19 protein-coding genes and 1 pseudogene are annotated in these 21,493 nt (G+C 61.3%); 8 read left to right on the top strand and 12 right to left on the bottom strand.

Features of this window, described 5'->3' with window-relative positions; genetic code table 11:
* Positions 1 to 42 precede the first annotated feature (42 nt).
* The gene (gene mreB, locus J3P95_RS04765; protein ID WP_002555108.1) at positions 43 to 1,080 is read right to left on the bottom strand and encodes a rod shape-determining protein MreB; all 1,038 of its coding nucleotides are present in this window, start codon (positions 1,078 to 1,080) and stop codon (positions 43 to 45) included.
* 214 nt (positions 1,081 to 1,294) lie between these two features.
* Between mreB and gatC the strand changes: the two genes are divergently transcribed.
* The 6 genes from gatC (at position 1,295) to J3P95_RS04735 (ending at position 6,556) form a co-directional block, all read left to right on the top strand.
* Positions 1,295 to 1,582 carry an Asp-tRNA(Asn)/Glu-tRNA(Gln) amidotransferase subunit GatC gene (gene gatC, locus J3P95_RS04760; protein WP_434561119.1) on the top strand — a complete coding sequence of 96 codons (288 nt, stop codon included), beginning with the start codon at positions 1,295 to 1,297 and terminating at the stop codon, positions 1,580 to 1,582.
* 16 nt (positions 1,583 to 1,598) lie between these two features.
* A complete protein-coding gene (gatA, locus tag J3P95_RS04755; RefSeq protein WP_434561117.1) occupies positions 1,599 to 3,050 on the top strand; it encodes an Asp-tRNA(Asn)/Glu-tRNA(Gln) amidotransferase subunit GatA in 1,452 nt (483 codons plus the stop codon).
* A gap of 10 nt (positions 3,051 to 3,060) precedes the next feature.
* Entirely contained in the window at positions 3,061 to 4,506 is a 1,446-nt protein-coding gene (gene gatB / locus J3P95_RS04750; RefSeq protein ID WP_434626358.1) for an Asp-tRNA(Asn)/Glu-tRNA(Gln) amidotransferase subunit GatB, read from the top strand.
* Between the two features lie 184 nt (positions 4,507 to 4,690).
* The gene (locus J3P95_RS04745) at positions 4,691 to 5,068 is read left to right on the top strand and encodes a septal ring lytic transglycosylase RlpA family protein (RefSeq protein WP_434561113.1); all 378 of its coding nucleotides are present in this window, start codon (positions 4,691 to 4,693) and stop codon (positions 5,066 to 5,068) included.
* A gap of 49 nt (positions 5,069 to 5,117) precedes the next feature.
* A complete protein-coding gene (locus tag J3P95_RS04740) occupies positions 5,118 to 6,179 on the top strand; it encodes a calcium/sodium antiporter (RefSeq protein ID WP_434563692.1) in 1,062 nt (353 codons plus the stop codon).
* Complete coding sequence (locus tag J3P95_RS04735) at positions 6,176 to 6,556, top strand: carboxymuconolactone decarboxylase family protein (protein ID WP_434561111.1); 381 nt, start codon at positions 6,176 to 6,178, stop codon at positions 6,554 to 6,556. The genes J3P95_RS04740 and J3P95_RS04735 overlap by 4 nt, the downstream gene beginning before the upstream one ends.
* 15 nt (positions 6,557 to 6,571) lie before the next feature.
* Here J3P95_RS04735 and J3P95_RS04730 read toward each other — a convergent pair whose 3' ends face one another.
* The 5 genes from J3P95_RS04730 to kdgD all read right to left on the bottom strand — a co-directional run bounded on the left by J3P95_RS04730 (position 6,572) and on the right by kdgD (position 13,118).
* The gene (locus J3P95_RS04730; protein ID WP_434561109.1) at positions 6,572 to 7,513 is read right to left on the bottom strand and encodes an AEC family transporter; all 942 of its coding nucleotides are present in this window, start codon (positions 7,511 to 7,513) and stop codon (positions 6,572 to 6,574) included.
* 104 nt (positions 7,514 to 7,617) lie between these two features.
* Positions 7,618 to 9,171 carry a galactarate dehydratase gene (garD, locus tag J3P95_RS04725; RefSeq protein WP_434561107.1) on the bottom strand — a complete coding sequence of 518 codons (1,554 nt, stop codon included), beginning with the start codon at positions 9,169 to 9,171 and terminating at the stop codon, positions 7,618 to 7,620.
* 12 nt (positions 9,172 to 9,183) lie between these two features.
* Positions 9,184 to 10,548: an MFS transporter gene (locus tag J3P95_RS04720; RefSeq protein WP_434561105.1), complete on the bottom strand. Its 1,365-nt coding sequence runs from the start codon at positions 10,546 to 10,548 to the stop codon at positions 9,184 to 9,186.
* Between the two features lie 83 nt (positions 10,549 to 10,631).
* Positions 10,632 to 12,077 carry an aldehyde dehydrogenase family protein gene (locus tag J3P95_RS04715; protein ID WP_434561103.1) on the bottom strand — a complete coding sequence of 482 codons (1,446 nt, stop codon included), beginning with the start codon at positions 12,075 to 12,077 and terminating at the stop codon, positions 10,632 to 10,634.
* A 129-nt stretch (positions 12,078 to 12,206) separates the two neighbouring features.
* A complete protein-coding gene (gene kdgD, locus J3P95_RS04710) occupies positions 12,207 to 13,118 on the bottom strand; it encodes a 5-dehydro-4-deoxyglucarate dehydratase (protein ID WP_434561101.1) in 912 nt (303 codons plus the stop codon).
* Positions 13,119 to 13,490: 372 nt separating this feature from the next.
* Here kdgD and J3P95_RS04705 point away from each other — a divergent pair, with 372 nt between their 5' ends.
* The gene (locus tag J3P95_RS04705; RefSeq protein ID WP_186613369.1) at positions 13,491 to 13,874 is read left to right on the top strand and encodes a hypothetical protein; all 384 of its coding nucleotides are present in this window, start codon (positions 13,491 to 13,493) and stop codon (positions 13,872 to 13,874) included.
* Positions 13,875 to 14,065: 191 nt separating this feature from the next.
* Here the strand turns inward: J3P95_RS04705 and J3P95_RS04700 are convergent, their stop codons facing one another.
* The 4 genes and pseudogenes from J3P95_RS04700 to J3P95_RS04685 all read right to left on the bottom strand — a co-directional run bounded on the left by J3P95_RS04700 (position 14,066) and on the right by J3P95_RS04685 (position 18,701).
* Complete coding sequence (locus tag J3P95_RS04700; RefSeq protein ID WP_186613367.1) at positions 14,066 to 14,812, bottom strand: FadR/GntR family transcriptional regulator; 747 nt, start codon at positions 14,810 to 14,812, stop codon at positions 14,066 to 14,068.
* Positions 14,813 to 15,065: 253 nt separating this feature from the next.
* Positions 15,066 to 16,793 (bottom strand): annotated as a pseudogene (locus tag J3P95_RS04695) (ABC transporter ATP-binding protein/permease).
* Positions 16,794 to 16,885: 92 nt separating this feature from the next.
* Positions 16,886 to 17,446, bottom strand: a complete 561-nt coding sequence (locus tag J3P95_RS04690; protein WP_003177957.1) for a response regulator transcription factor — start codon at positions 17,444 to 17,446, stop codon at positions 16,886 to 16,888.
* A complete protein-coding gene (locus tag J3P95_RS04685; RefSeq protein WP_434561097.1) occupies positions 17,439 to 18,701 on the bottom strand; it encodes an ATP-binding protein in 1,263 nt (420 codons plus the stop codon). Before J3P95_RS04685 ends, J3P95_RS04690 begins: the two co-directional genes overlap by 8 nt.
* 195 nt (positions 18,702 to 18,896) lie before the next feature.
* Between J3P95_RS04685 and J3P95_RS04680 the strand changes: the two genes are divergently transcribed.
* Positions 18,897 to 19,613 (top strand): SIMPL domain-containing protein, encoded by a 717-nt coding sequence (locus J3P95_RS04680; RefSeq protein WP_434578493.1) that lies wholly within the window; start codon positions 18,897 to 18,899, stop codon positions 19,611 to 19,613.
* A gap of 185 nt (positions 19,614 to 19,798) precedes the next feature.
* Here J3P95_RS04680 and J3P95_RS04675 read toward each other — a convergent pair whose 3' ends face one another.
* Together J3P95_RS04675 and J3P95_RS04670 are read right to left on the bottom strand one after the other, a co-directional pair.
* The gene (locus J3P95_RS04675; RefSeq protein WP_434578495.1) at positions 19,799 to 20,182 is read right to left on the bottom strand and encodes a DUF6124 family protein; all 384 of its coding nucleotides are present in this window, start codon (positions 20,180 to 20,182) and stop codon (positions 19,799 to 19,801) included.
* A 506-nt stretch (positions 20,183 to 20,688) separates the two neighbouring features.
* A complete protein-coding gene (locus J3P95_RS04670) occupies positions 20,689 to 21,072 on the bottom strand; it encodes a DUF6124 family protein (protein ID WP_434578497.1) in 384 nt (127 codons plus the stop codon).
* Positions 21,073 to 21,493: the final 421 nt, after the last annotated feature.

The raw sequence follows: 21,493 nt of genomic DNA, 5'->3' as shown, positions 1-21,493 counted from the left end.
AGTGCTGCCCGGGCGCAAACAACATAGACCACTCAGCCAGACTTATTCGCTGGAGAGCAGGTCCATGGTGTGCTTGTCCATCATTTCCAGCGCACGGCCACCGCCGCGGGCAACGCACGTGAGCGGGTCTTCGGCAACGATCACCGGCAATCCGGTTTCCTGGGCCAGCAACTTGTCGAGATCACGCAACAGCGCGCCACCACCGGTCAGCACCAGGCCACGCTCGGCGATGTCCGACGCCAGTTCTGGCGGCGACTGCTCCAAGGCACTCTTGACTGCCTGGACGATGGTCGCCAGTGACTCTTGCAGCGCCTCGAGCACTTCGTTGGAATTGAGGGTGAATGCCCGTGGAACGCCTTCGGCCAGGTTGCGACCGCGTACGTCGACTTCACGCACTTCACCGCCCGGGTAGGCCGTGCCGATTTCCTGCTTGATACGCTCGGCGGTGGATTCGCCGATCAGGCTGCCGTAGTTGCGGCGTACGTAGGTGATGATCGCTTCGTCGAAACGGTCGCCGCCCACACGCACGGATTCGGCGTAGACCACACCGTTGAGGGAGATCAAGGCAATTTCAGTGGTACCACCACCGATGTCGACGACCATCGAGCCGCGCGCTTCTTCCACCGGCAGGCCGGCACCGATGGCCGCGGCCATGGGTTCTTCGATCAGGAACACTTCGCGGGCACCGGCGCCGAGGGCCGACTCACGGATGGCACGACGCTCCACCTGGGTGGATTTGCACGGCACGCAGATCAGCACGCGAGGGCTGGGCTGCAGGAAACTGTTTTCGTGAACCTTGTTGATGAAGTACTGCAGCATCTTTTCGCAGACGCTGAAGTCGGCGATCACGCCGTCCTTCATGGGGCGAATGGCTGCAATGTTGCCCGGTGTACGGCCCAGCATGCGCTTGGCTTCCGTACCGACAGCTACGACACTCTTCTGGTTACCGTGGGTGCGGATGGCCACGACCGAGGGTTCATTCAGGACGATACCGCGCTCGCGCACGTAAATAAGGGTGTTGGCAGTGCCCAGGTCGATGGAAAGATCGCTGGAAAACATGCCACGCAGTTTCTTGAACATGGGAAAGGGACCCTAGGCAACGCGTGGGTAAAAAAGTGCGGCAAACTCTAACAACGACAGGGATTTTGGGCAAGGCGCCAATATGTTAAATTGGCCGCTTTTCTGTGCACCAAACCCCACAATCGCGGGTATAGACCCGTAGAAATGCGGTAGTGTTCCGACAATCTAACACACGGACAGACTGCGTCCGTTTTGTTTTCCACTGGAGAATCCCATGGCGCTTGAACGCTCCGACGTGGAAAAAATCGCTCATCTGGCCTGCTTGGGCCTCAATGAAGCCGATCTTCCACACATTACTGCTGCCCTGAACAGCATTCTAGGGCTGGTCGACGAGATGCAAGCGGTCGATACCAACGGTATCGAGCCGCTGGCCCACCCACTGGAAGCCAGCCAGCGCCTGCGCGCCGACGTCGTCACCGAGTCGAATAATCGCGAGGCCTACCAGTCCATCGCACCTGCGGTCGAAAACGGCCTGTACCTGGTTCCGAAAGTCATCGACTAAAGGGAAAGAGCCTCTCATGCATCACATGACCCTGGCCGAGATCGCCCGCGGACTCGCCGATAAAAAGTTTTCTTCCGAAGAGCTGACCAAGACCCTGCTGGCGCGCATCGCCCAGCTCGACCCGCAGCTCAACAGCTTCATCAGCCTCACCGAAGAGCTTGCCCTGAGCCAGGCCAAGGCCGCCGACGCTCGTCGCGCCAACGGTGAGAGCGGCGCCCTGCTCGGTGCGCCGATTGCCCACAAAGACCTGTTCTGCACCCAGGGCATCCGCACCAGTTGCGGCTCGAAGATGCTCGACAACTTCAAGGCGCCATACGACGCCACCGTCGTCGCCAAGCTGGCCGCGGCCGGCACCGTGACCCTGGGCAAAACCAACATGGACGAATTCGCCATGGGTTCCGCCAACGAGTCGAGCTACTACGGCGCGGTGAAAAACCCGTGGAACCTGGAACATGTCCCGGGCGGTTCGTCCGGCGGTTCCGCCGCCGCTGTGGCCGCGCGCTTGTTGCCCGCTGCCACCGCCACCGACACCGGCGGTTCGATCCGCCAGCCGGCGGCCTTCACCAACCTCACCGGGCTCAAGCCGACCTACGGTCGCGTCTCGCGCTGGGGCATGATCGCCTACGCTTCCAGCCTCGACCAGGGCGGCCCGCTGGCGCGCACCGCCGAAGACTGCGCGATCCTGCTGCAAGGCATGGCCGGCTTCGACCCGAACGATTCCACCAGCATCGATGAGCCGGTGCCGGACTACAGCGCCGCCCTCAATGGCTCGCTGCAAGGCCTGCGCATCGGCGTACCGAAGGAATACTTCGGGGCCGGCCTAGACCCACGCATCGCCGGGCTGATCCAAGACAGCATCAAGGCGCTGGAAAAGCTCGGCGCCGTGATCAAGGAAATCAGCCTGCCGAACATGCAGCACGCCATCCCGGCGTACTACGTGATCGCCCCGGCGGAAGCGTCCTCGAACCTCTCGCGCTTCGACGGCGTACGCTTCGGTCATCGCTGCGAGAATCCGCAAAACCTGATCGATCTTTACAAGCGCTCCCGTGGCGAAGGCTTCGGCGCCGAAGTGCAACGCCGGATCATGGTCGGCGCCTACGCGCTGTCCGCTGGCTACTACGATGCCTACTACCTCAAGGCGCAAAAAATCCGCCGCCTGGTAAAAAACGACTTCATGGCCGCCTTCAACGAGGTCGACATCATCCTCGGCCCAACCACGCCGAACCCGGCCTGGAAACTCGGCGCCAAGAACAGCGACCCGGTCGCTGCCTACCTGGAAGACGTCTACACCATCACCGCCAACCTCGCAGGCTTGCCAGGCTTGTCCATGCCGGCCGGCTTCGTCGATGGCCTGCCGGTGGGCGTGCAGCTGCTCGCGCCGTATTTCCAGGAAGGCCGCCTGCTCAACGTGGCGCACCAGTACCAGCTCAATACCGACTGGCACACCCGCACCCCCACCGGCTTCTGAGGAGAAACACATGCAATGGGAAGTCGTGATCGGGCTGGAGATTCACACGCAGCTCACCACCCGATCGAAAATCTTTTCCGGTAGTTCGACCACGTTCGGTTCCGAGCCCAACACCCAGGCCAGCCTGGTCGACCTGGGCATGCCCGGCGTATTGCCAGTGCTCAACGCCGAAGCGGTGCGCATGGCGGTGATGTTCGGCCTGGCGATTGACGCCGAGATCGGCCAGCACAACGTGTTCGCCCGCAAGAACTACTTCTACCCGGACCTGCCCAAGGGCTACCAGATCAGCCAGATGGAATTGCCGATCGTCGGCAAGGGCCACCTGGACATCGCCCTCGAAGACGGCACCGTCAAGCGCGTCGGCATCACCCGCGCGCACTTGGAAGAAGACGCCGGCAAGAGCCTGCATGAAGAATTCAACGGCGCCACCGGCATCGACCTGAACCGTGCCGGCACGCCGCTGCTGGAAATCGTCTCCGAGCCGGACATGCGCAGCGCCAAGGAAGCCGTGGCCTACGTCAAGGCGATCCACGCGCTGGTGCGCTACCTGGGCATCTGCGACGGCAACATGGCCGAAGGCTCGCTGCGCTGCGACTGCAACGTGTCGATCCGGCCCAAGGGCCAGGTCGAGTTCGGCACCCGCTGCGAGATCAAGAACGTCAACTCGTTCCGCTTCATCGAGAAGGCGATCAACAGCGAGATCCAGCGCCAGATCGAACTGATCGAGGACGGCGGCAAGGTCATCCAGCAGACTCGCCTGTACGACCCGAACAAGGACGAAACCCGTCCGATGCGCAGCAAGGAAGAAGCCAACGACTACCGTTACTTCCCGGACCCGGACCTGCTGCCGGTGGTCATCGAGAACTCGTTCCTCGACGAGGTACGCGCCACCCTGCCGGAACTGCCGCCGCAGAAACGCGAGCGCTTCCAGGCGCAATTCGGCCTGTCGAGCTATGACGCCAACGTCCTGGCCACCAGCCGCGAACAAGCCGATTACTTCGAAAAAGTCGTGAGCATCGGCGGCGACGCCAAGCTGGCGGCCAACTGGGTGATGGTCGAGTTGGGCAGCTTGTTGAACAAGCAGGGCCTGGAAATCGATGAGTCGCCGGTCTCGGCCGAGCAACTGGGCGGCATGCTGCTGCGGATCAAGGACAACACCATTTCCGGCAAGATCGCCAAGATGGTGTTCGAAGCCATGGCCAATGGTGAATGCAGCGCTGACGAGATCATCGAGAAGCGCGGCTTGAAGCAGGTCACCGACAGCGGCGCGATTTCCGCCGTGCTCGATGAAATGCTCGCGGCCAACGCCGAGCAGGTCGAGCAATACCGTGCGGCGGACGAAGCCAAGCGCGGCAAGATGTTCGGCTTCTTCGTCGGCCAGGCCATGAAAGCCTCCAAGGGCAAGGCCAACCCGCAACAGGTCAACGAACTGCTCAAAAGCAAGCTCGAAGGCTGATGGCCATGGAGCCAGTCTTGCTGTCTGGCTCGGTCCCCCGTGGCGAGGGAGCTTGCTCCCGTCGGGCTGCGCAGCAGCCCCCTTTTTCTGGCAGCAGATTGTCGGGGGCCGCTTTGCGGCCCAGCGGGAGCAAGCTCCCTCGCCACGATGACCACTACAACCACACTGATGTGGAATCCCTTACATGAAGCGTCTCCTCGGCGCCTGCGCCCTGCTGTCCCTGCTGGCCGGTTGCGCCAGCCAGAGTGGCACCGTCGATCCACACGGCTACGACCAGACCGGCGTCGCCTCTTATTACGGTGCCAGGCACCATGGCAAGCGCACCGCCAGCGGCGAGCGTTTCAACCAGAATGGCCTGACTGCCGCCCATCGCCAGTTGCCATTCGGCACCCGGGTGAAAATCACCAACCTGAAAAACAACGACAGCGTCGTGGTCCGTATCAACGACCGCGGCCCGTATTCACGCGGCCGCCTGATCGATATATCGCGCGCCGCTGCCGAACAATTGGGCATGCTGCGCAGCGGTACCGCGCGCGTGCGCGTGCAAGCCCTCGACGATTGATAGACGGAGCCCGGCCATTTCCCTACTCACCGCCCTACCGCTGCTCAGCCTGATCGAACTGTTCGGCGCCCTGCTGTTGCTGATCGGCGGCGCCGAACTGCTGGTACGTGCCGCCGTCGGCTTGGCGGCGCGCTTGCAGGTTCGGCCGTTGATCATCGGCTTGAGCGTCGTCGCTTTCGGCAGCAGCGCGCCACAGATGGCCGTCAGCCTGCAGGCGACCCTGGCTCAGAACGCTGACATCGCCGTGGGCAGCGTGATCGGCAGCAGCATCTTCAACATCCTTGTGACCCTCGGCCTGTCGGCACTGATCATTCCGCTGCGCGTCTCGCGTCAATTGGTGCGGTTGGACATTCCGCTGATGATCGGTGCGAGCCTGCTGGTCTTCGTGCTGGCCTGGAACGAGGAACTGACCCGACTGGACGGCGTACTGCTGCTGATAGCCCTGGCGGTGTACCTGGGCCTCTTGCTGCGTCAGTCACGGCATTCGGGGCGACCGCACCCGGTGGGGGGCGACGTTGCCCAAATGTCCTGGATCAAGAGTGTGCTGATGATCGTGTCGGGCCTGGCGATGCTGGTGTTCGCCGGGCATCTGCTGTTGGGCGCCGCGGTCGAAGTGGCGACGGACCTGGGACTGTCGGAGCGCATCATTGGCCTGACCATCGTGGCCGTCAGCACCTCGCTGCCGGAACTCGCGACTTCGCTGATCGCGGCACTGCGTGGCCAACGGGACATTGCGGTGGGCAACGTGATCGGCAGCAACCTGTTCAACCTGCTGGGGGTCCTGGGGGTGACCGCCCTCGCCGCGCCCTCGCCACTGTCGGTGTCGCCGAACGCGCTGGATTTCGACCTGCCAGTGATGCTCGGCGTGGCGGTGCTGTGCCTGCCGGTGTTCTATTCCGGTTATCGCGTCACCCGCGCCGAAGGCCTGCTGTTCCTGGGTTTGTACCTGGCCTACGGGCTGCACGTGGTGTCATTCACCACCGGCATGCCCTTGGCCGGCCAACTGGAACGGCTGATGCTGTTCTACGTGCTGCCGGCCCTGCTCGCGTTTCTGCTGTTCACCTCCCTGCGCGCCTGGCGCCGCCAACATCACAAGAGGGATTTGCCATGACCGACATTCCAAAGACCGGCCTGGACATGCGTCGCCAAGTCATGGGCGACGCCTTCGTCGACCGGGCCCTGGGCAACGCCACCGAATTCACCCAGCCATTGCAGGACTTTGTCAACGAACATGCCTGGGGCAGCGTCTGGAGTCGAGAAGGCCTGCCACTGAAAACCCGCAGCCTGATCACTCTCGCCGCGCTCACCGCGCTCAAATGCCCGCAGGAACTCAAGGGCCACGTGCGTGGCGCGCTGAACAATGGCTGCACGGTGGAAGAGATTCGCGAGGCGTTGCTGCATTGCGCGGTGTACGCAGGCGTACCGGCGGCGATCGATGCGTTCCGGGCCGCGCAGGAAGTGATCGATAGCTATCAGAACGCTGAGTGACCGCTTGAATGAAGGCTAGATCCACCCACCCCACTGCAGCACAAAAATCCCCACATTGGTGGTAATCGCCGCCATCAGCGTAGTGATGACGATGATCGCCGCTGCCAGCTCATGGTTGCCATTCGCCGCCCGGGCCATGACGAAGCTGGCGGCGGCGGTGGGGCTGCCGAAGTACAGGAACAGAATCCCCAGTTCCGCCCCGCGAAAGCCCCAGAGCCAGGCGCCCAGCGTGGCCACCAGCGGCAGGCCAACCATTTTCACCAGGCTCGAACTCAGGGCCATCTTGCCGCTCTTGCGCAGGGCCGCCAGCGACAGCGTGCCACCGATGCAGATCAGCGCCAGGGGCAAGGTCATTTGCGACAGGTACTTGGCCGAGGTCTCGAACCAGTTCGGCAGACCGATCTGCCAATAGGCGAACGGCGCGGCGACGATCACGCTGATGATCAGCGGGTTGCTGACCACACTTTTGCAAATGCTCCACGGGTCGGACTTGATCACCGGGCTGTAGACCGCCAGCACGATGGTCGACAGCGTGTTGTAGAACAGAATCACCAACGCTGCGAGGATCGCGCCCAGGGAAATCCCGTAGTCACCGTACATGCTCGCCGCCAGCGCCAGGCCGATCACCCCGTTGTTGCCGCGAAACGCGCCCTGGGTATAGATCCCGCGATCCTCCCGCGGGCAGCGCCAGATCGCCCAGCCCCAGGCCATCGCAAAACTCGCCAGGGTGGCGATCGAAAAATAAATCAGCAGGTCCGGCTGCAACGCCGCGTGCAGGTCGGCATGCAGGATTCCAAGAAACAGCAACGCCGGCATGGTGACGTTGAACACCAGGGACGAGGCAATGTGGATGAAGTTGTCGTTGATCCAGTAGATGCGCTTGAGCAACGTCCCCAGAAACAGCATGGCAAACACCGGCGCGGTGATGTTCAGGGTTTCGAGGAAAATTGCCAGCATGCCGGGGACCTTGAGAGGGGTGTCGTTAGGTGGCTAATGATAAGCCACTTTCCCACTGATCGTTCCCACGCTTTTGCGTGAGAACGATCCACGACAACGCTATATCAGGTAATCGGCGCGGGGTTGAACAACGTGATGTCGTTGTACAACTTGTGCCGCTCGGCCCAGGTTTGCTTCTTGCCGCTGGCCACGTCCAGGTAATAGTGGAACAGCTCCCAGCCCAACTCCTCGATGGTCGCGCGCCCGGTGGCTATACGGCCGGCATCGATGTCGATCAGGTCTGGCCAGCGTTGGGCCAGTTCGGTACGGGTCGAGACCTTTACCACGGGTGCCATCGCCAGGCCATACGGCGTTCCGCGACCGGTGGTGAACACATGCAGGTTCATCCCCGCCGCCAGTTGCAGCGTACCGCAGACGAAATCGCTGGCCGGCGTGGCGCAGAAGATCAGGCCCTTTTGCTTGAACCGCTCGCCCGGGCCGAGCACGCCGTTGATCGCGCTGCTGCCGGACTTGACGATCGAGCCCAGGGATTTCTCGACGATGTTCGACAACCCACCCTTCTTGTTGCCCGGCGTGGTGTTGGCGCTGCGATCGGCCTCGCCCTTGGCCAGGTAGCGGTCGTACCAGTCCATCTCGCGCACCAGCTCCTCGGCGACTTCGCGGGTTTGTGCCCGGGACGTCAGCAGGTAGATCGCATCGCGCACTTCAGTCACTTCGGAGAACATCACCGTTGCACCGGCCCGCAGCAACAGGTCCGAGGCATAGCCCAGGGCCGGGTTGGCGGTGATGCCGGAAAACGCATCGCTGCCGCCACACTGCATGCCCAGGATCAGCTCCGAGGCCGGCACGGTTTCGCGACGGCGCTGGTCGAGCTTCTTCAGGCGGGTCTCGGCCAGCTCCATGATCTGCTCGATCATCTCGGTGAAGCCGTGACTGGAATCTTGCAAGCGATACAGCCATGGCTCGCTGAGGTCCACCGAGCTGTCGCCCTCATGCATCACCTGCCCGGCCTGCAATTTCTCGCAGCCCAGGCTGATCACCAGCGCTTCGCCACCCAGGTTCGGGTTGCGCGCCAGGTTACGTACCGTGCGGATCGGGATGTACGCGTCGGTGGCGGTAATCGCCACGCCGCAGCCGTAGCTGTGGGTCAGCGCCACCACGTCATCGACGTTCGGGTACTTGGGCAGCAATTCGTCCTTGATGCGCTTGACCGCATGGTCCAGCACGCCGGTCACGCACTGCACCGTGGTAGTGATACCGAGGATGTTGCGTGTGCCGACGGTACCGTCGGCGTTGCGGTAGCCCTCGAACGTGTAGCCCTCCAGCGGCGCATCGGCCGCCGGCACGTCGGTTGACAGCGGCAAGCTGTCCAGCGGTGGCGCAGTGGGCATGCGCAGCTGGTCTTCCTTGACCCAGCTGCCACGGGGGATCGGTTGCAGCGCATAGCCAATGACCTGGCCGTAGCGAATCACCTCGCCGCCTTCGGGAATGTCCTCCAGGGTGACTTTGTGGCTTTGTGGCACGAAGTCGACGGTGACCAGGCCGTCCGGGAATTCAGTCCCGGCCGGTACGCCTTGGTCGTTGACGACGATCACCACGTTGTCCCGCCCATGCAGGCGGATGTAACGGGGCGAATCGGCATGTTCAATCAGATTCATCGACGCCGCTCCTCAGGATTTGGCTTCAGACAGACTGGAAAGGTCGGCATCTCTGGCCGTCGGTTCCTTGAGCACCACACGCTTGATCGGGCCCACGATGACCAGGTAGCTGAACACCGCCATCAGCGCGTTGCAACCGACAAACACCAACGCCCATTTGAACGAGCCAGTGGAACTGATGATGTAGCCGATGACGATTGGCGTGGTAATCGACGCCAGGTTGCCAAAGGTGTTGAACAGGCCACCACTCAAACCGGCGATCTGTTTTGGCGACGTATCGGAGACCACGGCCCAGCCCAGTGCGCCGACGCCTTTACCGAAGAAGGCCAGGGCCATGAAGCCCACCACCATCCATTCGATGTCCACGTAATTGCACGCCACGATGCTGCTGGACACCAGCAGGCCGGCGATGATTGGCGCCTTGCGAGCGAAGGTCAGCGAATGGCCCTTGCGCAGCAGGTAATCGGAAATCACCCCACCGAGCACGCCGCCGATGAATCCACAGATCGCCGGCAAGGACGCGATGAAACCAGCCTTGAGGATGGTCATGCCGCGTTCCTGCACCAGATACACCGGGAACCAGGTCAGGAAGAAGTAGGTGATGCCGTTGATGCAATATTGGCCCAGGTAAACGCCGAGCATCATGCGGTTGGTCAGCAGTTGGCGGATGTAATCCCACTTCGGACCGTCGGTTTTCTTGTCCTTGCCCTTGTCCTGGTCCATATCGACCATCGCGCCGTTGGCGGCGATGTGATTGAACTCGGCTTCGTTGATCATAGGGTGCTGGCGTGGGCTGTAGATCACTTTCAACCAGATCAGCGAGAACACGATACCGATCACGCCCATCACGATGAACACGTGCTGCCAGCCGAAGCGATAGACGATCCAGCCCATCAGCGGTGCGAACAACACGGTGGCGAAATACTGCGCCGAGTTGAAAATCGCCGAGGCGGTGCCGCGTTCCGCGGTAGGAAACCACGCGGCGACGATCCGTGCGTTGCCCGGGAAGGACGGCGCCTCGGCCAACCCCACCAGGAAGCGCAGCATGAACAGCGCAACCACGGCCGTGGACATGCCGAATTCACCGACATAGCCTTGCAGCACGGTGAACAGCGACCAGGTGAAAATGCTCAAGGCATAGATTTTTTTCGAGCCGAAACGGTCGAGCAACCAGCCGCCAGGAATCTGCCCGGCCACGTAGGCCCAGCCGAAAGCGGAGAAGATATAACCGAGGGTGACGGCATCGATGCCGAGGTCTTTTTGCAGGCTGGAGCCTGCGATGGCGATAGTCGCGCGGTCGGCATAGTTGATCGTCGTCACCAAAAACAGCATGAGCAGGATCAAATAGCGGACGCGGGTCGGCTTGGTTTCTTGCATGTAATCTACTTCCACTATTTATTCTTATACGGGAAATCAACTTGTGCGGTCGGCGCCGTTGCCCGGCACCGACGTTGTTGCGTTTACGATCCGATGTAGGAGGTCTTCACCACGGTGTAGAACTCTTGCGCATAACGACCTTGCTCACGCGAACCGTAGGACGAACCTTTGCGCCCACCGAACGGCACGTGATAATCCACGCCGGCGGTTGGCAGGTTGACCATCACCATGCCCGCCTGGGAGTGGCGCTTGAAGTGGTTGGCGTACTTCAACGAGGTGGTAGCAATACCAGCCGACAGACCGAACTCGGTGTCGTTGGCCATCGCCAGCGCCGCCTCGTAGTCCGCCACGCGTACGACGTTAGCCACCGGGCCGAAAATTTCTTCGCGGCTGATGCGCATCGAAGCTTCGCTGTCGGCAAACAGCGTCGGCGCCAGGAAGTAACCCTCGGTGTCGCACGTCACCAAACCACCACCGCTCACCAGCCGCGCACCTTCGCTTTGGCCGATGTCGATGTACTTCAAGTCCTGGTTCAGTTGGGCTTCGGAAACCACCGGCCCGATATCGGTACCGGCTTTCAACGCATGGCCAACCTTGATCGATTGCATGCGCTCAGCCATGGCCGCGACGAACTTGTCGTGGATGCCGGCGGTGACGATCAGGCGGCTCGATGCCGTGCAACGCTGGCCGGTGGAGTAGAACGCGCTCTGCACCGCCAATTCGACGGCTTGCTTGAGGTCAGCATCGTCGAGAATGATCTGCGGGTTCTTGCCACCCATTTCCAACTGGACCTTGGCTTGGCGCGACACGCAATTGACCGCGATCTGCCGGCCTACGCCCACGGAGCCGGTGAAACTGATGCCGTCGACTTTCGGGCTGTTGACCAGCACGTCGCCGACCACTCGGCCGCTGCCCATCACCAGGTTGAACACACCGGCAGGGAAACCGGCACGGGAGATGATTTCGGCCAACGCCCAGGCGCACCCCGGCACCAGCTCGGCGGGCTTGATCACCACGCAGTTGCCGTAGGCCAGGGCTGGGGCGATTTTCCACGCCGGGATGGCAATCGGGAAGTTCCACGGGGTGATCAGGCCGATCACACCCAGGGCCTCGCGAGTGACTTCGACGTTGACGCCCGGGCGAACTGACGGCACGTAGTCGCCGGACAGGCGCAGGCATTCACCGGCGAAGAACTTGAAGATGTTGCCGGCGCGGGTCACTTCGCCGATGGCTTCGGGCAGGGTCTTGCCCTCTTCCCGGGCCAGCAGTTGGCCGAGTTCTTCACGGCGGGCGAGGATTTCGCTGCCGACTTTGTCCAACGCATCGTGACGCGCCTGGATGCCTGAGGTCGACCAGGCCGGGAACGCGGCGCGAGCGGCGTCGATGGCGGCGTTGACTTGGGCTGCGTCAGCCTTGGCGTATTCACCGATGACATCGGACAAGTCAGACGGGTTGATATTGGCGCAATAGTCAGCACCGGCCACCCACTGACCGTCGATGTAGTGATCGAAACGCTTTGAATCTGCCATGGAGCTACTCCTTCTACAAAAGCTGTCGAGGAACGCAAGGCGTCCCTGGCTGCATCCCCACGCAGCGCGTGGAAACGATCAAGCCATACGCAAAAAGCCGCTGATTTCTCAGCGGCCTTGTCGGGTCTGTTACTGCTTGCCTTGCTTGTCGATCAGCGCGGCCAGGGCTTCGTATTCTTCTGGCAGCAGATCGGTCAGCGGCGTGCGCACAGGGCCTGCGTCATAGCCCACGATTTTCGCGCCGGCCTTGACGATGCTCACTGCGTAACCGGCCTTGCGGTTGCGGATGTCCAGGTAAGGCAGGAAGAAGTCGTCGATGATCTTGCCGACGGTTTCGTGATCTTCACGGGCAATGGCGTGGTAGAAGTCCATCGCGGTTTTCGGGATGAAGTTGAACACCGCCGAGGAGTAGACCGGCACGCCCAGGGCCTTGTAGGCCGCGGCGTAGACTTCAGCGGTCGGCAGGCCGCCCAGGTAGCTGAAGCGATCGCCGAGACGACGACGGATCGACACCATCAGTTCGATATCGCCCAGGCCGTCCTTGTAGCCGATCAGGTTCGGGCAACGCTCGGCCAGTTGTTCCAAATGGGTGGCGTTCAGGCGGCAGACGTTGCGGTTGTACACCACGACGCCGATCTTCACCGATTTGCACACGGCTTCAACGTGGGCGGCAACGCCGTCCTGGCTGGCTTCGGTCAGGTAGTGCGGCAGCAGCAACAGGCCCTTGGCGCCCAGGCGCTCGGCTTCTTGAGCGTATTCGATGGCCTGGCGGGTGGCACCGCCGACGCCGGCAAGGATTGGCACGCTGGTGGCGCAGGTATCGACGGCGGTCTTGATGACTTGGGAATACTCGCTGGCGGCCAGGGAGAAGAATTCACCGGTGCCGCCCGCTGCGAACAATGCAGAGGCGCCATACGGGGCCAGCCACTCGAGGCGCTTGATGTAGCTGTCGCGATTGAAATCGCCATTGGCAGTGAAATCGGTGACCGGGAACGACAGCAGGCCAGACGAGAGGATGGACTTCAGTTCTTGTGGATTCATTATTCGAACACCCTGGACGCAAATGTTGTGTTGTAGGAAACGGTTCAGCTTCGTTGAGAAGTTGTAAGTCATCGTACAACTTAAAATACGGACGTCAACTGCATTTCGTCTTTTGTCGGGTGCCGGGGTTGGGGTGTTTGGCGCGGAGCCTTGTAGATTGGGGCTTTGGAGGGAATAGGAAGACAGATGAAACTTGTCGGCCGAGCGTCAGGACCGCTCGTCGCCACTGTCAACTCTGCCAGTAGGCGCCGTTGCGGCATGGGGGGATAACCCACGTACGGCCGTGCCATGCCTGGCCGAAGTTCGTTTCTCAATTTTTTTAGCGAGCCGCCCGTACGCGACGATCAGGGCTGCCTCACAGGGAGTGACATCATGGAAACATATGTGGAGCCAACCGTTCAGAACCACCCAAAAGACACATCCACAGGGACAGTCAAAATCAGCCTGTCAGCGCTGCAAGAAAGTGGACTCACCGTTGTGATTGCGGGAAAGCAAACAGTACCTCTATACGACGATGCCTTTTTGATACTGGGTCCCAACGGGGAAAAACCTGAGTGGACGGGGGTACGTGGATCATTGGTAGACATGAAGGACCCTGAAAATCCCCAGCAAAAAACCGAGAACACATTGATGACTTTGCCCAAGGAGGCCTTGAAAAAGTACGTAGGCAAAGAGGTCCAACTACGCTATCAGACATATGGTGAGTCAGAGGAATACAGGTACTCCAAGCCGCTAACGCTGAAGATCCAGCCGTAAGCTCTTGTCTGCATATCTGCACGTCAGATCGGTACAAGGATCCGAAGTCAAACAAAGCGCCTTTGTGGCGAGGGAGCTTGCTCCCGCTCGGTTGCGCAGCAACCGCCATCAATCTGGGGCCGCTTCGCAGCCCAGCGGGAGCAAGCTCCCTCGCCACAACAGCATTCTCGCTACCCAGGCAGTGAGCGCTTTCAGCCCTGCGCCTGCGCCTCTTCATGAGCCTGGCGCAGCCGTTCGCGACTGTTGGTCAGGTGCAAGCGCATGGCCGCACGGGCCGCGTCGGAGTCCTGGCGGGCGATGGCTTCGTAGATTTCCTCGTGCTCGCGGCTCAGGCGATCCATGTAGTGCTGGTGATCGTCGTGGGCCAGGCGCGCCGAGTTCAGCCGGGTGCGCGGGATGATGCTGGTGCCCAGGTGGGTCATGATGTCGGTGAAGTAGCGGTTGCCGGTGGACAAGGCGATTTCCAGATGGAAGGCGAAGTCCGAGGCCACCGCGTCACTGGCGTGGGCCGCGCTTTCGTTCAAGGCGTCGAGGGCGGCGCGCATCGCGGCAAGTTGCTCGTCGCTGCGGCGCTGGGCCGCCAGCCCGGCAGATTCCACTTCCAGGCTGATACGCAATTCCAGGATCGCCAGCACATCGCGCAACGTGACCACCGTCGCCGGGTCGATGCGAAAGCCACTCGGGCTCGGCGTGTCCAGCACGAAGGTGCCAATGCCATGGCGGGTTTCCACCTGGCCGGCCGCCTGCAAGCGCGAGATCGCCTCGCGCACCACCGTGCGGCTGACGCCATGGGCTTCCATGATCGCCGACTCGGTGGGCAGTTTATCGCCGCGCTTGAGCAGGCCGTCACGAATCTGCTCGGACAGCACCGTCACCAGTTCCTGCGCCAGGCTGCGGCGCTTACGAGGAAGACGTGGGACGTCGATCGGGTTTTCCATGGTTTCTGTGTCTCGGCAAGCGGCTGAATGGCACCATCATAGCGCAACGTGGTTGTACGATCACCGTGCTCCTAGGTGGCCTTGTCAAAGATTAGCGTCATGCACCGTTGTGGCGAGGGGATTTATCCCCGCTGGGCTGCGTAGCAGCCCCCTTGGTCTATCGGCAGATTCGATATCGTGACCTTTGATTTGAAAGGGGCGCTTCGCGCCCAGCGGGGATAAATCCCCTCGCCACAACAATGTTCGACTGTTATCAGGCGATGACGGCTTGCTCCACCAGTTGGCCATTTTCAATACGCACATGTCGTGCATGGAAACGTTTCAGACTGCTTCGGTGGCCGACGCTGATGATACTCAAGCCCGGCAACTGGTCGATCAACGCCTGGTACAGCGTCGCCTCGTCCTCTTCATCCATCGCCGACGTCGCTTCGTCCATGTACAACCAGAGCGGTGCATAAAGCAAGGCGCGGGCGAAAGCCAGGCGTTGTTGCTCGCCGGGCGAGAGCATGCGTTGCCAATGGTTGCTTTCGTCCAACCGCGAAACCAGGTGCGGCAGGCGGCAGGTTTCGAGCACCTGTGCATAACGTTCGTTGGGGTAGAGGTCGCCAGCCTGTGGATAACTCAACACTTCGCGCAGGCTGCCAATCGGCAGGTAAGGCTTCTGTGGCAAGAACAGGTAACGCGCCGAAGGCAACAGAATGCTGCCATGCCCGGCAGGCCACAGATGCCCCATCGCCCGCAGCAAGGTGGACTTGCCGCTGCCGGAACGACCGCTGAGCATCACTCGCTCGCCCGGCTCTACATTCAGTTCGGCGTGGGTCAGCAGATGGCGGCCGTCGGCCAGGTCCAGCCCAAGGTCGCGTACCTTCAATTCGTTGCCCTGGTTCTGCACATCGATCGCCGGTACGCGGTCTTCGTTGTCGCTCATCGCCTGGCGGAAACTCAGCAGACGGTCACAGGTGGCACGCCAGGCGGCGAGAGAGGCGTAAGCGTCGATGAACCAACTGAAGTTCTCCTGCACATTGCCGAACGCCGAGTTGATCTGCATAAGCTCGCCCAGCTGGATCTTGCCGGCGAAATAACGCGGCGAGGCGACCATGAACGGGAAGATGATCGCGATCTGCCCATAGCCGGAGGTGAAGAACGTCAGGCGCTTGGACACCCGCATGATGTCCCAGAAGTTATGCCAGACCAGACCAAAACGCTCGCTCAGGCGCCGATTCTCGTTCGGTTCGCCGTTGTACAACGCAATACTCTCGGCGTTCTCCCGCACCCGAACCATGGAGAAACGCAGGTCGGCTTCGAAGCGCTGCTGGTTGTTGTTCAGGCCGATCAAGCGACGGCCGATCAGATGCGTCAGCCAACTGCCCACCGCCGCATACACCAGCGCACACCAGAACATATAGCCGGGGATGGTGTAGCCGAACACCTCGATGCTTCCGGACACGCCCCACAAAATGATCGAGAACGAGGCCAGGCTGACCACGGTGCGCAGCAATCCCAGCCCCAGGCTCAGCGTGCTGCTGGTGAAAGTGTTGAGGTCTTCGGAAATCCGCTGGTCAGGGTTATCGGTGTAGCCGCCCTGCTCCAGTTGGTAGTAATTTTTATCACCGAGCCAACGGGCAAAATGTTGCTCGGTGAGCCAGGCCCGCCAGCGAATGGTGAGCATCTGCGTCAGGTACAAGCGATACACCGCGCCAAGGATGGCCACCGCCGCGATGCCGCAGAATTACAGGATCAACCGCCAGAATGCCTCAGTGTCCTTCTCTTGCAAGGCATTGTAGAAATCCCTGTACCAACTGTTGACCCACACCGAAATCGCCACGCTGAACAGCGACAGCACAATCACAGCGATCAACAGCGTCCAGGCCTTGCCCTTCTCCTCACTGCGCCAGTATGGCGTGGTCATCTGCCAGACACGGCGGAAAAACTGGCCGCGCACCGCGTCATTGACCGCGGAATATTCAGCGTTCTGATTCATGGTTTAAGGCTCGATAAAGGGAAAACTCGGGCCGATCATAAAGCAACGACCCGATGTGTCGCGAGGGTGGACAGCATTCGTTCAGCGCAGGTTCAGCGACGTACCGGGCGCTTCTGCAATTTGCGCTGCAAGGTGCGCCGGTGCATGCCCAATGCGCGGGCGGTGGCAGAGATATTGCCTTCGTGCTCGGTCAGCACCCGTTGGATGTGCTCCCATTGCAGGCGATCCACCGACATGGGGTTTTCCGGCACCAGGGTGTCAAGGTCGGCGTGCTCGGACAACAACGCGGCCAGCACGTCGTCGGCGTCCGCCGGTTTGCACAGGTAATTGCAGGCACCGCGCTTGATGGCCTCGACCGCAGTAGCGATGCTCGAATAACCGGTGAGGATCACCACGCGCATTTCCGGGTCCAGCTCCAGCAGCTTGGGCAGCAGCACCAGCCCTGAGTCGCCATCCATCTTCAGGTCGAGGGCGGCGTAGTCCGGCAGGTCGGCCTGGGCGATGGTCAGGCCCTCTTCGGCGGAGCCGGCGGTGCTGACGCGAAAACCGCGTCGGGACATGGCCCTGGCCATGACGCGGGTGAAGGTGGCGTCGTCGTCCACCAGCAACAGGTGCGGCAGTTCTTCGCCGTCGACTTGGATCTCGTCACTCATATTCGTCTCCTCGGTCGGCATGAGGCAGGCGCAGCTCGGTGAGCGTGCCGCCTTCCTCATGGGGGTAGAGTTTTACCGAGCCGCCGGCGCGTGTCACGCTGGCCTTGCTCAAGAACAGGCCCAGGCCGAAACCCTTGCCCTTGGTAGTGAAAAACGGTTTGCCGATCTGCTCGGCAATCGCCAGCGGCACACCGGCGCCATGGTCGCGGATGCAGATCGTCAGTTCATAATCGTTCCAGTCCAGCGCCACTTCCAGATTGTCGGGACAGGCATCGGCGGCATTGTTCAGCAGGTTCAACAGCGCCTGGGTCAGGTCCGGCGGCGGCGCCATGCGCGGCACCACGCCCTTGCCCAGGCACTGGAAGCGATAACTGGCTTCGGGGCGCATCAGGTGCCAGCGGTTCAACGCATCGTCGAGCCAGAAGGTGACCGCTTGCATGTCGATGTCCAGCCGGCGGTTGGCCTCGGCGGCACGCACCAAGTATTGCAAGGTCTCCTTGCAGAGTTTGACCTGGTCCTGCAGCACGCTGAGGTCTTCCTGCAACGCTGGGTCGTGATGATCCTGGCGCATTTCCTTGAGCAGCACGCTCATGGTCGCCAACGGTGTGCCCAGTTCATGGGCGGCGCCGGCGGCCTGGGTCGCCACGGCCAGCAATTGCTCGTCCCGCAGGCCTTCTTCGCGACGAATCGCCCGCAACTCTTCCTGACGGCGTAGCTCCTCGGCCATGCGCGCGGCAAAAAACGTGATGACCGCCGCGGCCAAGGCGAAACTCAGCCACATGCCATAGATCTGCAGGTTTTCCCGGGCGATGGGGAAGGTTTCCAGCGGATAGAACCGCGCCAGCAGCAAGGTGTACAGCGCCAGGGCGATACCGGAGAGAATCAGCGAAAAGCGCCACGGCAACGTCACGGCGGCGATGGTCAGCGGCACAAGGTAATAAGAGACGAAGGGGTTGGTGGAGCCGCCGGAGAAATACAACAGCGCACTGTGGATAAACAGGTCGCAGGCCAGTTGCACGGCATACTCAAGCTCGGTCACCGGCCACGAGGTGCGCAGGCGAATCGCCGTCAGAGCACACAGTACGCTTGAGCAAGCCAGGGTGATCGCCAGTTGCAGCCACGGCAGCGGCAGCAGGTCGAACCAATAGGCGAGCCCAACGGACCCGGCCTGGGCCGCGAGGACCAGAATACGGATGAACGTCAGGCGCCAGAGGTTCTGGCGCGAAGCGGAAGTCATTTGTAAAGGGGCGAGCATGAGCTCTCCTGATGAGCGCTCCAGGCGAATCGCACGGAGTATAACCAAGGCGCGGCGGGCAGAGGCAGATATGCGGCAAAGAGCCACAGGAGCAGCTGCAAGCTGCAAGCTGCAAGCTAGAGGCTACAGTTACAAGCTTTTACTTGCAGCTTGAAGCTTGTCGCTAGAAGCTGCACTTTTTCCCAAGGAGCTTTCATGCACACGTTCAGTCGCCCCGCCGCCCTGCTCGCCTTAAGCCTCGGCACCGTCGCCAGCCTGCCGGCCCTGGCCGCCGATGAGCTGCACTACAACCAGATCTCCCTGCGCGCCGAGGCCAGCCAGGAAGTGGCCCGCGACCTGATGATCGTCACCCTCTACACCGAGGAACAGAACACCGACCCGGCGAAACTTGCCGCCGCCGTCAGCACCACGCTGAACAAAGCCATCGGCCAGGCCAAGCAAGTCAAGGACATCAACCTGCGCCAGGGCAGCCGCAACAGCTACCCGGTCTACGACAACAAAGGCGGGAAAATCACCGGCTGGCGCGAACGCGCCGAGCTGCGCCTGGAAAGCGCCGACTTTGCCGCCCTGTCCAAACTCACCGGCGAACTGCTCACCGACATGAAAATGGCCGGTATGGACTTCGCCATCGCCACCGCCACCCGCCAGACCAGCGAAGATGCCCTGCTCAAGGACGCCGTCAACGCCTTCAAGGCCCGCGCCCAACTCGCCACCGAAGCCTTGGGCGGCAAGGGCTACAAAATCGTCAACCTGAACTTCAACACCAACGGTTATCCACAACCGTACATGCGCCCGCAAATGATGATGAAAGCGGCGTCCATGGATGCTGAGGCGGTGACGCCTGAGGTTGAAGCGGGCACCAGCAAAGTGACGATGACCGCGGATGGGGTGGTTGAGGTGTTGATGCAATAAAGTTGGCGGGGTTTCAGCCAGTTCGCTACTGGCTGAAACCCCTGGCCTCTGTGGCGAGGGAGCTTGCTCCCGCTGGGCTGCGCAGCAGACCCAAGCCTGTCACCTCGGCGTGTCAGATGGATGCAGTCGCTGCTGTTGGGGCCGCTTCGCGCCCCAGCGGGAGCAAGCTCCCTCGCCACGGGGGATCACGGTGCTGGGCTGGCCTGCGCTTCAAGCTGATCCAACGCCTTGTCCACCAACAGCTGGCACAACTCCACCAACTGATGAATCCCCAACGCCACACTGCGACGCGTGCCCTCCACTTCGAAAGCGAGGTCCTCAGCCATGGCTTTGATCGAGGCCAGGGTTTCGGAGGTGCTGGTCAGCAACGTGTCGGCGTCGGCTTTGGCAGTGACGGAAAACAGGCTGTCGATGCGCGGATCGGTGCTTGATTCTGGAAGTTTTGGGTTGAGGTAATGATTGAGGGCACGCTCGGCGGCGGCGCGGTCTTTGAGTAGGTCTTCGACGGCGTCGAATTCTGCTAGAGGGTTTGTTCGGTTGAAGGGTGGGTCGGGGACTGACTTATCCATTGATTTATACCTATTTAGTGATGAGGACCATCACTTGCCGTTTCTCACTCGGCAAAGTGGTGGCAGCTGTGTGCAGGGGTGAGAAATCCGAGAATAGGTACCCGGCCAGACCGAAGCCTGCCCGCACACAGCCGCCATAACGCATTTACAGGCAGCGGATAAGCTGACGGCAATTATGCAGGTACAGAGGCTGGATGCCTATTATTCGGGTTTCTCACGCCCGGCCGCTGAATGGCAGCGGCAAGCAAAAGGTTAGAGACCGCACTTCCGAGGTACAACCCTAAAAACATGTCGGATCTTTCGTTTCCCAAGCCCGAATGTTCCTACTCTCGTGAAGGACGCCTGCCACCTAACGGCCCGCCACATTCCCGTGGCGAGGGAGCTTGCTCCCGCTGGGCTGCGCAGCAGACCCAAGCCTGACACCTCGGCGTGTTAGATGGATGCAGTCGCTGCTGTTGGGGCCGCTTCGCGCCCCAGCGGGAGCAAGCTCCCTCGCCACGGGGGGATCACGGTGCTGGGCTGGCCTGCGCTTCAAGCTGATCCAGCGCCTTGTCCACCAGCAACTGGCACAACTCCACCAACTGATGAATCCCCAACGCCACACTGCGACGCGTGCCCTCCACTTCGAAAGCGAGGTCCTCAGCCATGGCTTTGATCGAGGCCAGGGTTTCGGAGGTGCTGGTCAGCAACGTGTCGGCGTCGGCCTTGGCGGTGACGGAAAACAGGCTGTCGATGCGCGGATCGGTGCTGGGCTCTGGAGGCTTTGGGTTGAGGTAATGATTGAGGGCGCGCTCGGCGGCGGCGCGATCTTTTAGCAGGTCTTCGACGGCGTCGAATTCGGCTAGAGGGTTTGTTCTGTTGAAGGGTGGGTCGGGGACTGATTTGTCCATATTCAATGCTCCTGCTTAAAAAAGTTGGAGCCATCCCTGTGTCGTTTCCACGCGACATTAGGTGGCAGCGGTACGCGGGGTGGAAATACCGGTTAGCAGGACCCGGCCAGACCGAAGTCTGCCCACGCACAGCCGCCAAGACGCAGTTTGCAGACGAAACGAGACGTCGGCAACACGAGGTTCAGCCATGCCCTACTAAATTCAGGTTTCCACACCCGGTCGCTGGTTAGGCAGCGACATTCAAAGGTTAGAGAGCGCACTTCCGAGGGACAACCCTAAAAACATGTCGGATCTTTCGTTATCCAAGCCCGAACGTTCCTACCCTTCCGAAGGACGCAGCCGCCTGACGTCTCGATACAAGCCCGTGGCGAGAGAGCTTGCTCCCGCTGGGCTGCGCAGCAGACCCAAGCCTGACACCTCG

The sequence above is a fragment of the Pseudomonas sp. Z5-35 genome (genome assembly GCF_051131945.1).
Taxonomy (GTDB): Bacteria; Pseudomonadota; Gammaproteobacteria; order Pseudomonadales; family Pseudomonadaceae; genus Aquipseudomonas; species Aquipseudomonas marvdashtae.
Note: the sequence above shows the minus strand (reverse complement) of the source record. Positions and strands in the feature narration are given on the sequence as shown.